This window comes from Chengkuizengella sp. SCS-71B (assembly GCF_040100845.1).
In the GTDB taxonomy this organism is placed as follows: domain Bacteria; phylum Bacillota; class Bacilli; order Paenibacillales; family KCTC-33759; genus Chengkuizengella.
This window is the reverse complement of record NZ_JAZHSH010000001.1, coordinates 1,400,696-1,415,295: the sequence shown is the minus strand read 5'-3', so window position 1 is coordinate 1,415,295 and position 14,600 is coordinate 1,400,696. Positions and strand designations below refer to the sequence as shown.

Sequence of the window (14,600 nt, the reverse complement as noted above, 5' to 3'; positions counted from 1 at the left end):
ACCCCTCCGAAATTAACTGGAAATACTTGGTTAATATGGTGACTTATTAATTCTCACGTTCAATAATTAAGTCCTGTTTACCACGAATTTTATAAAGCTCAGGCGTTTCAATATTTTTACCAAAAGTAAACTGGTTTGACCAAAAAAACAATGGATTCGTATCATATAATACATCTTCAAACTCTACACCCGAAATTTGGCTGACCATATTTAATGATACTTGATAATTTTCAATGGTTTTAAACAGCTTACCATATTCATTGAACCAAAAATCATCTTGTTTAACTACAAAAGCTAAAGAACGTAATTCCTTTTTTTTATTAATATAAAACATGGCCTTCCAAAACCCAGCCGGTATTTGAATACCACAGCCTAACTTTCGATCTTCCCCACAATATTCCCTATCATGATCTGTAAAAATAGGACCTGTAAAAATGGATAGTTTTTTCAAGTAATTATCATCAAGCTCTAAAATCCAATTTTCAATTTGATTCCAAATCCCTTGATTAATTTCACCGTGCTGTAAAACGATATTCCCCCAGCAAAAAGAATCAAAATTCGCTTGTTTTGCTTCTTCTAAACTTCCCCAACAAACGTCTCTCCTTCGAACCATATGCCCTCGATCCCAAGGATTATTTCTATAGAATTCGTTTCCAATCTGATTCTCTACACCCATCCGATTACAAAAATGCCAATCATCCTTGCGACTAACATTTTTCATCGTATTTTTGTCTATATTATTAGCACCATAAATTAAAAATCTGCGCCTTTTATTCATCACTAAAGAAAAATGAGTATAATGAAAAAGCTCACCACAGTTTAATGCATCTAATTTGGTTTGATCAATTAACCTTGGAATCGGGATAATGTAATCATTTCCTAAGAAGTTGGGATCGAATCCTTTTTTTAACATACGTTGTCCCTCCTTAAAATTTAGTATAACGTGCTTTTCAATATTATGACATATTATATGGGAAATGTTGTTATTTAGTATTGAAAGATTTTATAATGGAGGAGGAATTGTATTCTGATATCGAATATATATATATTAGGTTTAAATATAATTAGAATAGGTGGTTGGTATGGAAATGAAAGACATTAAGAAATTTAATCAAATGGAATACGTTAGGCCAGACATAAAAAGCATTGAACAACAATTTAATATTTTATTAGAAGAATTTAATTCTTCTAATAATGCAGAACAACAAACTCAATCCATGAATAAGATTAATGAGATTCGTAATTCATTTGATTCTATGAGTCAACTAGTTTACATAAGACATACTGTGAATACTAACGATGAATTTTATAAAAAAGAACAAGAATACATGGATGAAAAAAAACCGATTATGGAGAACATTACTAATAAATTCTACAATGCGCTTGTTCATTCTAAATACCGTGATCATTTAGAAGAAAAATGGGGGAAACAACTCTTTGAATTAGCAGAACTCACTTTAAAAACCTTTTCACCTGACATTATAGAGGATTTACAAAAAGAAAATAAATTATCAAGTGAATACGTAAAGTTAATTGCATCAGCAAAAATTAATTTTGAAGGAGATGAACTTAACTTACAACAGTTAAATGCGTATACCCAGTCCCCAGACCGTAAACTACGTAAAAAAGCCGAGAATGCAAGAACTGGCTTTTTTGTAGAACATGAAGAGCAGTTCGATAACATTTATGATCAGTTAGTGAAAGTTCGTACCAAAATTGCAAAAACTTTGGGTTATGATTCATTTACTCAGTTAGGTTATAACAGAATGTCGAGAACAGATTATGATGCTAGAATGGTCTCTAATTTCAGAAAACAAGTTAGGGAGATTATAGTACCTTTAGCAACTAAACTTCGCCAGAGGCAACAAGAACGTATCGAAATATCTACTCTTTATAACTATGATGAGAATTTCAACTTTAAATCTGGGAATGCCGCACCTAAAGGAGATGCAGAATGGATTATAAATCATGGCAAAACGATGTATAAAAAACTATCTCCTGAAACAAATGAATTTTTTCAATTCATGTCCAACAATGAATTAATGGACTTAGTAAGCAAAAAAGGAAAAGCTGGTGGCGGATATTGTACGTATATTAATGAGTATAAATCTCCATTTATATTTTCTAACTTTAATGGCACGTCAGATGATATTGATGTATTAACACATGAAGCCGGTCATGCCTTTCAAGTTTATAGGAGTCGTTCTATAAATCTACCTGAATATAAATGGCCTACTGCTGAAGCCTGTGAAATTCATTCGATGAGTATGGAGTTTTTAACCTGGCCTTGGATGGAATTATTTTTTGAAGAAAACACAGAAAAGTACAAATTTGCTCATTTAAGTGGAGCCATTCTGTTCATACCTTACGGTGTAGCTGTCGATGAGTTCCAGCATTTTGTATACGATAATCCAGAAGCTAGTCCACAGCAAAGAAAAGCTAAGTGGAGAGAAATTGAAAAAGTCTATTTGCCTCACCGTAAATATGATGATAATCATTATTTAGAAAACGGTGGTTTTTGGCAAAAACAAGCTCATATATTCAATTTTCCTTTTTACTACATTGATTATACTTTAGCACAAATTTGCGCCTTACAATTTTGGAAAAGAGCACAAGAAAACCCTTCTGAAGCATGGAAAGATTATTTACACTTATGTAACTTAGGGGGTAGTAAGTCTTTCATAGAACTTGTGAAAGAAGCTAATTTAATTTCACCATTTAAAGACGGTTGTGTTCAGTCTGTAATTAATGAAATTGAAGCTTGGTTAGATCAAGTGGATGATAAAAAACTTTAATATACGCATCACTAGTGGGTGAAACCACCTATAGAGGTGGCCTCTTTACAATAAAAATCATAGGATAAATTGTGGAATAGTTTATCAGTAAACTTGTACCTATCAAATATCCGAAAGCCCTTTTTTTTAAAAAAAGGGCTTTCATACAAACCATCTATATCTCCAGTGCATAAATTAAAAGAAATTCACATGATGTGATTAATACCTATAGCAATTGTTTTTTGAATCTCCTACATCATGAGGGAGGTGAAAAGATGGACAAATGCAAAAGAATTTGTGGTTTATGTTTAGGTGCTTTCATTGCATTGGCTGGAATTGCGATTGGTTTAGGAATCGCCACTAATGGTCTTGTCTTAGGAGTTGCAAGAAATCCAAGTCTACAAGATGAACTCATACAACTCACTATCGTATTCGCAGTCATACCTAGTATCATTCTCTTTCTAATTGCAAGCTTTTTTTTGTTGTTTTGTCTAATCAAAAAAATTTTGCATTAGTATGTTTTTTTTAAATAAACCGAATGCACTATGGGATTGTGATGAATTTATAATCTATCAATCCCATTTCAAATATTGGCTCTTTCTATAAAAAAAGATGAGACGGTTTTACCGAAATTATCTTTAAATTGGTTTAATTTCTTCTATTCGTGTTCAGATTTACTCCATTCTTCCATTAAACTATCAAATTTTTTCATAACTTTTTGATGTTCTTCGTTAAATTCTTCTAAACTTATCACACCTTGGTCAGCTAATAATTTTGTTAATGCAATGATTTTTGCATCAGTATTTATACTTTGTTCAATTAAACCTTTTATTGATAACTTGTCCAACATTTTATCCATAGATTGATGTCCTTTCAAATCCAAATATTAATACAACTATAATAACATATGAAGTTTTAATAATAAATTTTAGATGAGTTTAAAATAAAAAATCAATATAAAGAGACACCACCATAAAAGCAGTGCCTCAACTTAATATTTTTTCTTATTCCTAAATTCAAGAATGACTAATCTCTCTCTATTATCCTAACCTAAAGATAATACCATGCCCGCCTTTAGGATATTCCCATTTAATATTTTCATGTGGACAACCTATTCGGCAGCTTCCACACTCATGACAGCCTTCATAACCAACATGCATCCGAATATCTTCCCATTTGTACACTTCTGCTGGACAAAATATTGTACAAAGTTTATCCGGACATTTTTCTATACAAACATCGTGACTCAAGACGTGTAAATGAGATTCTGTGTCTGCCTTGAATCGAATTAAATATTGTTTTTCTTCAATCGTTTGAGCGTTTTTATTCTCTTCCATATTTATTTCATCACCTTCCATGCACGATATAAGTCTTTAACAACTGTAAACGTGCCTTTTTCTTTGGTAAATGTTTTTAAAGCTTCCTTCTGTTTGTCTCTTTTGGAAGTGCCGTCAACAGTTAAAAAGCTGCTGGCAGCACGATTGATCATTGGAATATAATCTTTAAAATACTGTGGTTGTTCTTCAAAGGTATGATTTGCATCCTTATATTTCTTCAAATCCTTACCTATAAAGCTATCAAGTATAGCTGTTTTATAACTAGATAACGTTTCTTCTGAAAAATCCCCTTTTTCTTTAGCTGCAATAATTGTTTCAGCAGCAAGCGTTCCTGAAGCCATTGCCATGTTTGAACCTTCTCGATGAATACCATTTACCATTTGTGCAGCATCCCCGACTAATAATACGCCATTGCCATACAATTTCGGAATGGAATAATAACCACCCTCAGGAATTAAGTGAGCTAAATATTCCGCTGACTCAGCTCCTTTAATGAGCGGACTGACCATAGGATGATTTTTCACATACTCTATTAATTCATAAGGTTTCATTTTAGCTTTAATCATGCTTGAAAGTGTTGTTCCTACTCCAAGGTTCAAACTTTCTTTATTCGTATATATAAAGGCGGTTCCTAAATTTCCTTTTGTAGCATCTCCGAATAATTCTATTGTAACCCCCTGATTATCTGTTACATTAAAGCGATCATTAATGACTTCTTTTGGAAGATTCAATACTTCCATGACGGTAAGCGCTACTTCTTCTGGTTTTAATTCGTTGTGATATCCTAACTTTTTAGCAAGAAGTGAATTTACACCATCTGCAAGTACAACCACATCCGCATAAACATCTCCATCAGGACGATCTGTCCTTACCCCCACTACCTTTCCTTCTTCCACGATACATTCAAGCACTACGGTTTCATTAATAAGCAAAGAACCCGCTTCAACGGCTTTATTCGCAAACCACTGATCAAATTTAGCTCGTAATATCGTATAGTTGTTACATGGTTCTTCTTCCCAACTATTATTCTTCACACTAGTTGTTACCATTGAATCTTTATCTAATAACCAAGCTCTTTGTTCCACAATAGCTCTTTCTACAGGTGCATCTTTCCAAAACTCAGGAATGACGGCTTCCATTTGTTTACGATAAAGCACGCCCCCCATTACATTTTTTGATCCAGGATATTCTCCACGTTCAATTTGTAATACCTTTAACCCTGCTTGAGCGCATTTATAAGCACAGGAAGTACCCGATGGTCCAGCTCCTACAACGATTACATCAAATTTTTCAGGCATGTTTTACTTCCCCTTCCTCTACCTCTTGTTTTAAGGAAATTTTGAATTCTTCTATTAAAATAGGTAAAATTTCTAGTGCATCTCCAACAACGGAATAAGTGGAAGCATCAAAAATTGGTGCACCTGCATCCTTATTAATGGCTATAATGAGTTCGGAATTTTTCATCCCAACAACATGTTGTACGGCTCCAGAGATCCCAATGGCAAAATAGATTTTAGGTGTTACAGTAATGCCAGTCTGACCTATTTGATGATCATGACCGATCCATCCAGCTTCAACTACATCACGACTTGCACCCACACTTCCTCCTAAAACTTCTGCTAGCTCATGAATTAACGTAAAACCTTTCTCATCTCCAAGTCCTTTACCACCTGCCACGATAATATCTGCTTCATCTAGTTTTAATTTTTTCTTTGTATCTTTTACAATTTCCAATACTTTCGTGCGTAAGTTTTCTTCTTTAACATCCAATGATTCTTCAATGATTTTTCCTTTGCTTCCCATTTCAGGCTGCAATGCTTTCATTACTTTCGGTCTAACAGTCGCCATTTGAGGTCTATGTTTTTTACATAAAATCGTAGCCATAATATTCCCCCCAAAAGCAGGGCGACTTGCTTCTAGTAATCTCGTTTCCACTTCTACATCCAACATGGTAGTATCTGCTGTTAATCCTGTACTTAAATCGGTTGCAACGGCACTTGCTAAATCTTTACCGTTTGGCGTAGCACCAAATAGAAAAATTTCAGGCTGGTATTTTTCAGCAAAGTGGTTAACACCCTTCATAAAAGATTCAGTACGGTAGTTCTTAAGAATAGGATCATCCATTACATACACTTCATCTGCTCCATATTCAAATATGGTTGGACATAAATGTTTAACTTTATCTCCTAAAAGAACACCAGACAAGGGAACATTCAGTTTATCTGCAAGCTTTCGACCTGCCCCTAATAATTCTAAAGATACGTTTACAATTCGCCCTTCCTTTTGTTCCATATATACCCATACACCTCTGTTATTTTCCATCAGGCTCTCCCCCTCTTTTTCTCGAAAAGCTCAGGTTTTTCAAGTAATAAGGATACAATTTGCTTCGATTGCTCTACAGCGTTTCCTTCTATTTTTTTCCCGCCTTCAAGTTTTGGAGGGGCAAACATTTTTGCTACGATTGTTGGTGATCCTTTTAAACCTAGCTGTTTTTTATCTACATCGTTTAAATCATCGACTTTCCATATCGTCGGTTCATAACGAGCTGCTTTTATCATATTTGGCAGTGGTGAATAAGATACTGGATTTATATCTTTTTCCACTGTTAATAAACAAGGTAAACTGGATTCAATTATTTCATATCCATCTTCTAATTTTCTTTTAACTACTACTTTTCTTGCTTTCTCATCTACTTCTTTAATTTCAATCACATTCGTTATCGGAGGGATATCCAATCTTCTAGCAATCCCAGGTCCAACTTGACCTGTATCCCCATCAATAGTTTGTTTTCCACATATAATGATATCTACTGGTTTTTCTTCTAGCATTTTTTCAAAAGCTTTATATAGTGCATAACTTGTTGCCAATGTATCTGCTCCAGCGAAAAAACGATCCGAGATCAGATACCCTTCATCTGCACCAATTTCTACACATTTCCTAATCATCTTTACAGCATTCGGAGGTCCCATAGATAATACAGATACGGTTCCGCCTACTTTTTCTTTCAATCGAACACCTGCTTCAACGGCATGTGAATCAAAAGGATTAAGAATAGCTGGTATTCCTCTTCTGTCTAACGTATTCGTTTTTGGATTTACTTTAATGATTCTAGTGTCAGGTACTTGTTTTACGCAAACCACGATGTGCATGTCTAACATCTTCCCCCTTGTAAAATGAAATATATATCAATCACAATTTGTGATTGTATTCACATAGTTAAACCTACTATGGCCTCCACCTTTACTGGTTATCGCTAGAGTTGGTTATTAAAAATGTAAGTGCTTACACAAAGTACAGATTAATTCATACATGATTAATTAAGTTATATATAATGAGTTAGGTTGAATTTTTAAGTAGTTGTTAGATTGAAATTCCTATTATTGTAGATTATTTATAAAATTTATGTGGAAATCATTATGAGTATAGTTAATTTTCCTTAAAGTAATAACTATATATATTTTCTGTTTATCATAGGTGGGATTAAATTACGTTGATTGTGAAAGTTCTTTTTTTCACATATTATTATATCACAACATTTGCATATTTTGATTAAAAATTTAGATTTTTCAAAACAATTGGGGATATCACCTATATGGCTTACCCTCTACAGTATAATAAATTACAAAAAAAGTGTATTTCAGGTTACTGAGATACACTTTTTGCATAAAGAATACGATACAGGATAATTATCAATATCAATACTATAATAATTTAAAGTTTAACTGGAACTTTCCCCACTGCTTTTTCTGTCCCTACTAAAACATTAGCTAATGCCTCAATCATCATCGGTCGATTTTCATAACATGCTAAAAATGTCTTCACCTCAGGAAAAGCTTGTATATCATAAGGTGTTCTGATTGCAACTGTGATTAGTTTAGATTTCTCCTTTTCACAACGCTCTGCCAACATTTTAACCAATTCTATTTGTTTAGGGAAAGACTTAACATCATATGTTGCTACTACAATTTGTTCAAATGTTGAACTCATATTTAATATCTGATGAATCTCCTCATGGTTAAGATCAGTGTGGATTTTTTCCTCTGATAATCCCGTTATTCTTGATTTTAGTATTTTTCCTAAACTAGTCTCCTGTTTTCCTACATCATCTACAGGACTTGTAAGTCTATCTTCTGGCCATATCACCAGCGTTTTTTTATTAATATCCAAAGGTAGTTGATGAGTATTATCTTTTACAAGAGTAACACACTTTTGAGTTATCTCTTGTACTATTTTTTGATGTGAATCTAACCCTATTTTCGACGGTTCAAAATGAATATCGTACTTTGCAATATCCCGTTTCTCTTTTAATTTTATAATTCTTTCTACCGATTCATTTATTCGATGCTCAGAGATTCTGCCCTCTAGAACCGATTTTAACACTGCATTATACGCCATAACCTGTCTTTCAAATAAGTGACTAACTAGAACAATATCTGCACCAGCTTCAACAGCTAATACGGCACCTTCTGCAGTGCCAAACTCTTCTGAAATGGCATTCATTTCTAAACAATCCGTAACAACTACACCATCAAATTTCAAATGCTCCCTTAATAAACCTGTGATGATTTTATTGGAAAGCGTTGAAGGTTTACGGTCTGACTCCAATGAAGGAAACAAAATATGAGCCGTCATAACAGCATCAACCCCATGTTCAATTGCTTGTTTAAAAGGAACCAATTCAATTTCTTTCAATCTATTTAAATCATATGTAATTTCAGGTAAAGATAGATGTGAATCTACTTGTGTGTCTCCATGACCAGGAAAATGTTTAACAACAGAGGAAACATTAGCTGATTGATAACCTTCTACCATAGCGCTCCCCATATCACCAACAAACTTTGCATAATCACCGAAAGACCGGACACCAATGACAGGATTAGCTGGATTATTATTCACATCTAAACATGGAGCTAAATTCATGTTAATTCCTAATGAGCTTAATTCGCTTCCTGAAATCCTTGCAACTTGATATGCTAAATTTGGATCACCTGTAGCTCCCAATGCCATATTTCCTGGGAAGAGGGTAACACCTTGATCTATACGATTTACCATTCCGCCTTCTTGATCTAAACTAATGAATAATGGAAAATCACCATTTTTTTCAGCCATTTGTTGTAATGAAACCGATAATCGGTGAACTTGGTCAATGGAAGAAACATTCCTGCGAAAATATATAATCCCACCTAAATGATATTTGCTAATTAAACATTCAATTTCCTTAGATGGCTGTAATCCATCAAAACCACACATAAACATTTGACCTATTTTTTGCTCCAAACTCAAATTTTGAATATCGATATAAATACCTCCATTCTAGATTTACTTCATGTTTTTAAAAATTCACTCCTTCATCTCGAAATTTCAATCTGTATTCTGAAGGTGATAAACCTTCATTTTTTTGAAATACTTTTGTAAAATATCTTCGTTCAGCATATCCGATCATTTTACCGATCTTGGTAATACTATGATCTGTCATAATTAACAATGACTTTGCTAAATCTAATCTTTGTTTGGTCACATACTCTATGAAAGTCATTTGAAAATGCTGTTTAAATAATAAACTAAAATAACTCGGACTGATTTTTAAATAATTGGATAATTCATCAATACTTAAATCAGATGAAATATGATGTTGAATATAATCACCCGCTGAGATCATTAATACATCACTACTTTTTTTATTGCAAATTTTATCTAAACAAAAGTAAACTAGTTCGTTTATCGCTTGTAACAGATCATTAATTGAAATGCTATGTTTAAGCATCTTCCAATATTTTTGTTCATCTTCAGAGCGAATAATGTCCAGCTCTTTCATTTCTCTTATTAAATGTAAAATCATAAAATGTAATACCTGTTGAGCTGTTTGATATGAATGTTGCGTTATGTTATTAATTTCTTCTATTAAATGTTCTAAACCCAACTCTACTTTATGCGAATCTGATTGTTTCAGTCCTGTAATTAATTCTTTTGCAACATACCACATGGAAAATTGAGAAGTAGAATCTGATTGACTCTCCTGTTTTACATATAATTTATTTGATCTAAACACTAAAACGGATTGTAATTTTTGATAGGTATCTGAAAGTAAGGACATAGTAACCGCTTTATCCCAAACTACTGTATTAATTTTAAATTTCAAGTATTTTTGAACCATTTCTTCTAGGTGTTTCATGTAATGATTCGTGTCAATTTCCTGATAAGTTTTTAAATCACATTCGTATATGACACTCCATTCTCCATCACGTGTTTGTAATACGATGGGGCGGTCAATAAATTCAACCAACGTTTCATGTAATACATTTCTAACCGCGAAGTTCCATAATGTTTTTTCTTTCTTACTCCAATCCATTGATTTTTTAAAATAATCCTCGATATGTATTAAACAAAATTGATAATGTTTAGATTGTATAAGGTTGGTATCTTCATTTAATCCTAACGTATACATTTGAGATGAAGAATAGTTCATAACCATATCGTAAAATACTTTCTCGTAAGCTAAGTCTGATATACTATCAAACTTTTGTTGAGTCACGATTGACTGTTTACGATGTTTAATATGTTTAGTCAAACGATGTATAGTATCTTCTAGTTTTAAATAATCAATCGGTTTCAAAATATATTCACTTACTCGATATTCAATTGCCTTTTGCGCATATTGAAACTCTTGAAACCCCGTTAATAATAATATTTCACATTCTTTATTTACTTCTCTAAGTTTTTTAATAAAAGTAAGTCCATCCATCACAGGCATTTTGATATCACATAATATAAGGTCGATTCCACCATCACTAGTCATAATGTCTATAGCCTCTTGACCATTTACTGCTGTTTCCACACTGATGAATCCCATCTCTTGCCAAGGAAGCACCTTTTGTAAGTTTTTTACAATATGAATTTCATCATCTACGATCAACGATTTAAATTTCATGTCATCACATCCTTATCCAGAGGTATAACACATTTGATCGTTGTCCCACGCTCATGAGAGCAAATGAAAATCCCATAAGGAATTCCATAATGAATACGAACACGTTCAGCAACATTTTTAATACCTAAACCATGTGTTACATTAGAATGTTGATTTAACTTTACATCTTTTTCATATTGGAACTTTTCTAAAGTTTCATTTGGAATGCCTTTCCCATTATCCTCAATATAAATTGCGATGTATTTCTCATTCTCTATTTTCCCTATTAAACGGATTTCCCCTTTTTGTTCTGCTCGTTCAAAACCATGTTGTATACTATTTTCTACAAAAGGTTGCAATGTTAGTTTTAAAATTCTGGAATCTAAAATCTCTTCAGATATATCAAATTCATAATCAAAATGATCAATAAAGCGAAATTTTTGTATTTCCAAATAACTTCTAACATGTTCAATTTCTTGTTTGATTTGAATTTCTTCCTTTTCTTGAAAACTAATTCGTAAAATATTTCCTAACCGCTGTACCATCTGACTTACTTTTTCACCTTCATTTTGAATGGCTAACGCATTAATGGATTCTAATGTATTAAATAAAAAATGAGGCTTGATCTGTGCTTGCATTAACATCAATTCAGCTTTGTTTTTTCTGTACTGCTCCTGTTTGACTTCTTCAATCAAGAATCTAATTCTTTGAGTTAAATGATTAAATCCCCTAGCTAAAACCGTCCGTTCATCATTCCCCTTCTCAGCAACCTTTACTTGTAAGTATCCTTTCTCAACTTGACGCATGGCTTTTATAATTCTAATGATAGATTGAACAATACCCCTGACAAAAAACAAATTGTATAATAGAGCACTAATAATACAAAAAAAAGTGACGAATGCTATCCATTTTAATACTGAATTTGTTTCTTGTGTTAAAAGCGCCCAAGAAGTCACGGATACTAAGTGCCAATTACTACCAACCATATCAACTAACCCAAGCTGATAACTGGAAACGATGCTCTCCACACCATCAAAATCACTTTTATCGCTTATAAATTTTTTCTTAAAAGAAAAATCTGTAGGTAATAAATCGAAAATATTACGACCTTCATATAAATTTTTCTGGTCGAAAAAAATCGTTCCTTGATCATTCACAATCAAAAAGTGTTGTCCAGAAATTTGTCCATTTTGTTCATAAGAATTAAAAATGTTTGTTAATTCTCTAAGTTCAACTTGCATCATGATGACACCCAGATTTTCAAGTGAATAAAAATCCTTCACTACACGTACATGAGTGTATAGATTATTTCGAATTGAAAATGACTCAATCTCATGTGGTGTTATCCAAATCGGTCTACCTGTGTATCCAAACATTTTCTCATACACTTCAGAATTAGCTAATTTTTCATAAGGTACTGTATGTAAATTTTCATTTTTAGCTGAAGAAACTATTTTTTCCTCAAAGTTATATAATGTTGCCATTTGTACATTCGGATGGGTCAATAAACTTTGCAATATCGTTTTTTCTGCTTTGATTTGATTTAATTCACTTAATAAAGGCGTTTTAAATAACGACTGAATATCTTGACTTACAATCCAAGAATCCGAAAAATTATTAATGTCCTGAATGATATAACGAATGTTTTGCGAAACTGCATTAAGAGTCAATTTCGTTTGTTCACTATATTTCTCCTCAATAAATTGCAATGCAAAATAGTAACCCGTTAAACCAACTAAAAATAATGGGATAATGATGAATCCAAAAAAAGCGATTAATATTTTATGGCTTAATTTCAAATTCATCCTATCCTTTCACACTGCCAGCAGTTACCCCTTCAATGATCTTTTCCTGTAAGATGCTATATATGATAAGTACAGGTACTACACTGTACATAATTCCCGCAGATAACTGAGCATAATTTGTATTAAAAGCATCTCTGAACCCTACCATGCCAACTGGTAATGTTCTTAGATTTTCACTTGATAAATAGAAGTTTGCCATGACGAACTCATTCCAATTTCCAAGAAAATTAAGAATAAATACTGTGACAAGTGGAGGGATAGAGATAGGTAATATAATTTTTATAAATAATCCAAATGCACCTAACCCATCTATCATAGCTGCTTCTTCTAATTCACTTGGAATCGCACGCATAAAAGCACAGATGATATAAATAGAAACAGGTAAAGCAAAAGTCGCATACGGGAAGATTAAAGCTAAATGTGTATTATATAAATGTAAGTCCGTTATTAACTTATAAAGAGGTACTAATAAAGAACCTGTAGGAATCACAAGTCCTAATAAAATAAACGAATAAAAAAATTTGCTAAGATTGAGAAACTTCATTCTAGTTAGTGCATAAGATGTTGCAGCTCCAAATCCTAAAGTGGCAACAGATGCAACGACAGAAATATATAAACTATTAAAAAAGTAAGTACCGATTTTGGCATTTTTCCAAGCCATTACATAGTTGTCAAAATGAAAGGAAGAGGGCAGCCCCCAAGGGTTTGTTACAATTTCAATATTATTTTCTTTGAAAGAGGAAAAAAGAACAAAAACAAAAGGAATGATTATTACTAGTATATACGACATTAATATAATATGAGAGAAGATTTTTTTCATTAATATTCAATCCTCTCTTTATTTTTTGTGATCCACTGAAATAAACCTGTGATAACGAGAGTAAATATAAAAATAAGTATAGAGATTGCATTTCCATAACCATACTGATATTCACGAAACGCTTCTTTAATCATATAAGTTGCCATCACATCCGTTGTTCCAAAGGGTCCACCTTCTGTCATAACCCAGACAATATCTAACGCTTTCATAGCTCCTGCTATTGACAATAACATCACTACTATAATAATGGGACGAATTAAAGGAATAATAATTCTAGTAGATTTATTCCAATTTGTTGCCCCATCAATCTCTGCTTGTTCCAACAAATCTTTTGGTATTCCTAATATTGCTGCTAAAATTAAAACGATATAAAAACCCGTCCATTGCCATGCATTCGTAATTAAAATAGAGATCATAGCGGTACTTTTATCAGATAACCAATATATTTTTTCCACTCCAAAAAGTCCTAAAAATTGATTTAACAAACCTGAATCCGGTTCATAAATAAACCCCCATAAAATGCCTATGACAGCTGTAGACAAAATAGATGGAATGAAAACCGCGGTTTTATAAAAAGCTTTAAATCTTTTTATTTGGCTAATTAATAACGCTAGAAATATAATAATAGGAAGCTGTATAACCATTGAAAATAAAATAAAGTATACATTATTTAAAACTGACAACCAGAAATCTGAATCACTGAATGCTTCCTGAAAATTTTCTATACCATTAAAAGTGGGTGGATTTAACCCATCCCAATCCGTAAAACCATAATAAAAGGCTTGAATGACAGGCATCCCCATAAACAAACAATATAACAATACCGTAGGTAATAATAATAAAATGTAAACTAGGGGGTTTCTTAATGTTTTGTTCATCAGAGTCCACTCCAATTCTATATTAACCCGTAATAGGACTGACCATTTTGATCACAAAATTTTATGAAAGCCACCTTCT

13 protein-coding genes are annotated in these 14,600 nt (G+C 32.7%); 2 read left to right on the top strand and 11 right to left on the bottom strand.

Annotation, left to right across the window (positions count from 1 at the left end; all coding sequences use genetic code 11):
- Window positions 1–46 precede the first annotated feature (46 nt).
- Window positions 47–913 carry a DNA/RNA non-specific endonuclease gene (locus tag VQL36_RS07015; protein WP_349248618.1) on the bottom strand — a complete coding sequence of 289 codons (867 nt, stop codon included), beginning with the start codon at window positions 911–913 and terminating at the stop codon, window positions 47–49.
- A gap of 169 nt (window positions 914–1,082) precedes the next feature.
- Between VQL36_RS07015 and VQL36_RS07010 the strand changes: the two genes are divergently transcribed.
- Together VQL36_RS07010 and VQL36_RS07005 are read left to right on the top strand one after the other, a co-directional pair.
- The gene (locus VQL36_RS07010) at window positions 1,083–2,795 is read left to right on the top strand and encodes a M3 family oligoendopeptidase (protein ID WP_349248617.1); all 1,713 of its coding nucleotides are present in this window, start codon (window positions 1,083–1,085) and stop codon (window positions 2,793–2,795) included.
- A gap of 254 nt (window positions 2,796–3,049) precedes the next feature.
- Window positions 3,050–3,289, top strand: coding sequence for a hypothetical protein (locus VQL36_RS07005; protein WP_349248616.1), 240 nt, complete (start codon window positions 3,050–3,052; stop codon window positions 3,287–3,289).
- 143 nt (window positions 3,290–3,432) lie between these two features.
- On the opposite strand, the gene VQL36_RS07000 is transcribed toward VQL36_RS07005, so the two are convergent.
- The 10 genes from VQL36_RS07000 to VQL36_RS06955 all read right to left on the bottom strand — a co-directional run bounded on the left by VQL36_RS07000 (window position 3,433) and on the right by VQL36_RS06955 (window position 14,521).
- On the bottom strand, window positions 3,433–3,633 hold the full coding sequence (locus tag VQL36_RS07000; protein WP_349248615.1) for a hypothetical protein: 201 nt from the start codon (window positions 3,631–3,633) through the stop codon (window positions 3,433–3,435).
- Between the two features lie 181 nt (window positions 3,634–3,814).
- Window positions 3,815–4,111, bottom strand: coding sequence for a ferredoxin family protein (locus VQL36_RS06995; protein WP_413789488.1), 297 nt, complete (start codon window positions 4,109–4,111; stop codon window positions 3,815–3,817).
- Window positions 4,112–4,113: 2 nt separating this feature from the next.
- The gene (locus VQL36_RS06990) at window positions 4,114–5,409 is read right to left on the bottom strand and encodes an FAD-dependent oxidoreductase (RefSeq protein WP_349248614.1); all 1,296 of its coding nucleotides are present in this window, start codon (window positions 5,407–5,409) and stop codon (window positions 4,114–4,116) included.
- Window positions 5,402–6,433, bottom strand: a complete 1,032-nt coding sequence (locus VQL36_RS06985) for an electron transfer flavoprotein subunit alpha/FixB family protein (RefSeq protein WP_349248613.1) — start codon at window positions 6,431–6,433, stop codon at window positions 5,402–5,404. The genes VQL36_RS06990 and VQL36_RS06985 overlap by 8 nt, the downstream gene beginning before the upstream one ends.
- A complete protein-coding gene (locus tag VQL36_RS06980) occupies window positions 6,433–7,260 on the bottom strand; it encodes an electron transfer flavoprotein subunit beta/FixA family protein (RefSeq protein ID WP_349248612.1) in 828 nt (275 codons plus the stop codon). Before VQL36_RS06980 ends, VQL36_RS06985 begins: the two co-directional genes overlap by 1 nt.
- 562 nt (window positions 7,261–7,822) lie before the next feature.
- On the bottom strand, window positions 7,823–9,388 hold the full coding sequence (locus tag VQL36_RS06975; RefSeq protein ID WP_349248611.1) for a glycoside hydrolase family 3 protein: 1,566 nt from the start codon (window positions 9,386–9,388) through the stop codon (window positions 7,823–7,825).
- 55 nt (window positions 9,389–9,443) lie between these two features.
- Window positions 9,444–11,039 (bottom strand): response regulator, encoded by a 1,596-nt coding sequence (locus tag VQL36_RS06970; RefSeq protein WP_349248610.1) that lies wholly within the window; start codon window positions 11,037–11,039, stop codon window positions 9,444–9,446.
- The gene (locus tag VQL36_RS06965; protein WP_349248609.1) at window positions 11,036–12,823 is read right to left on the bottom strand and encodes a sensor histidine kinase; all 1,788 of its coding nucleotides are present in this window, start codon (window positions 12,821–12,823) and stop codon (window positions 11,036–11,038) included. Before VQL36_RS06965 ends, VQL36_RS06970 begins: the two co-directional genes overlap by 4 nt.
- A gap of 1 nt (window position 12,824) precedes the next feature.
- Window positions 12,825–13,643 carry a carbohydrate ABC transporter permease gene (locus VQL36_RS06960; RefSeq protein WP_349248608.1) on the bottom strand — a complete coding sequence of 273 codons (819 nt, stop codon included), beginning with the start codon at window positions 13,641–13,643 and terminating at the stop codon, window positions 12,825–12,827.
- Window positions 13,643–14,521, bottom strand: coding sequence for a sugar ABC transporter permease (locus tag VQL36_RS06955; protein ID WP_349248607.1), 879 nt, complete (start codon window positions 14,519–14,521; stop codon window positions 13,643–13,645). Before VQL36_RS06955 ends, VQL36_RS06960 begins: the two co-directional genes overlap by 1 nt.
- Between the last annotated feature and the right edge of the window lie 79 nt (window positions 14,522–14,600).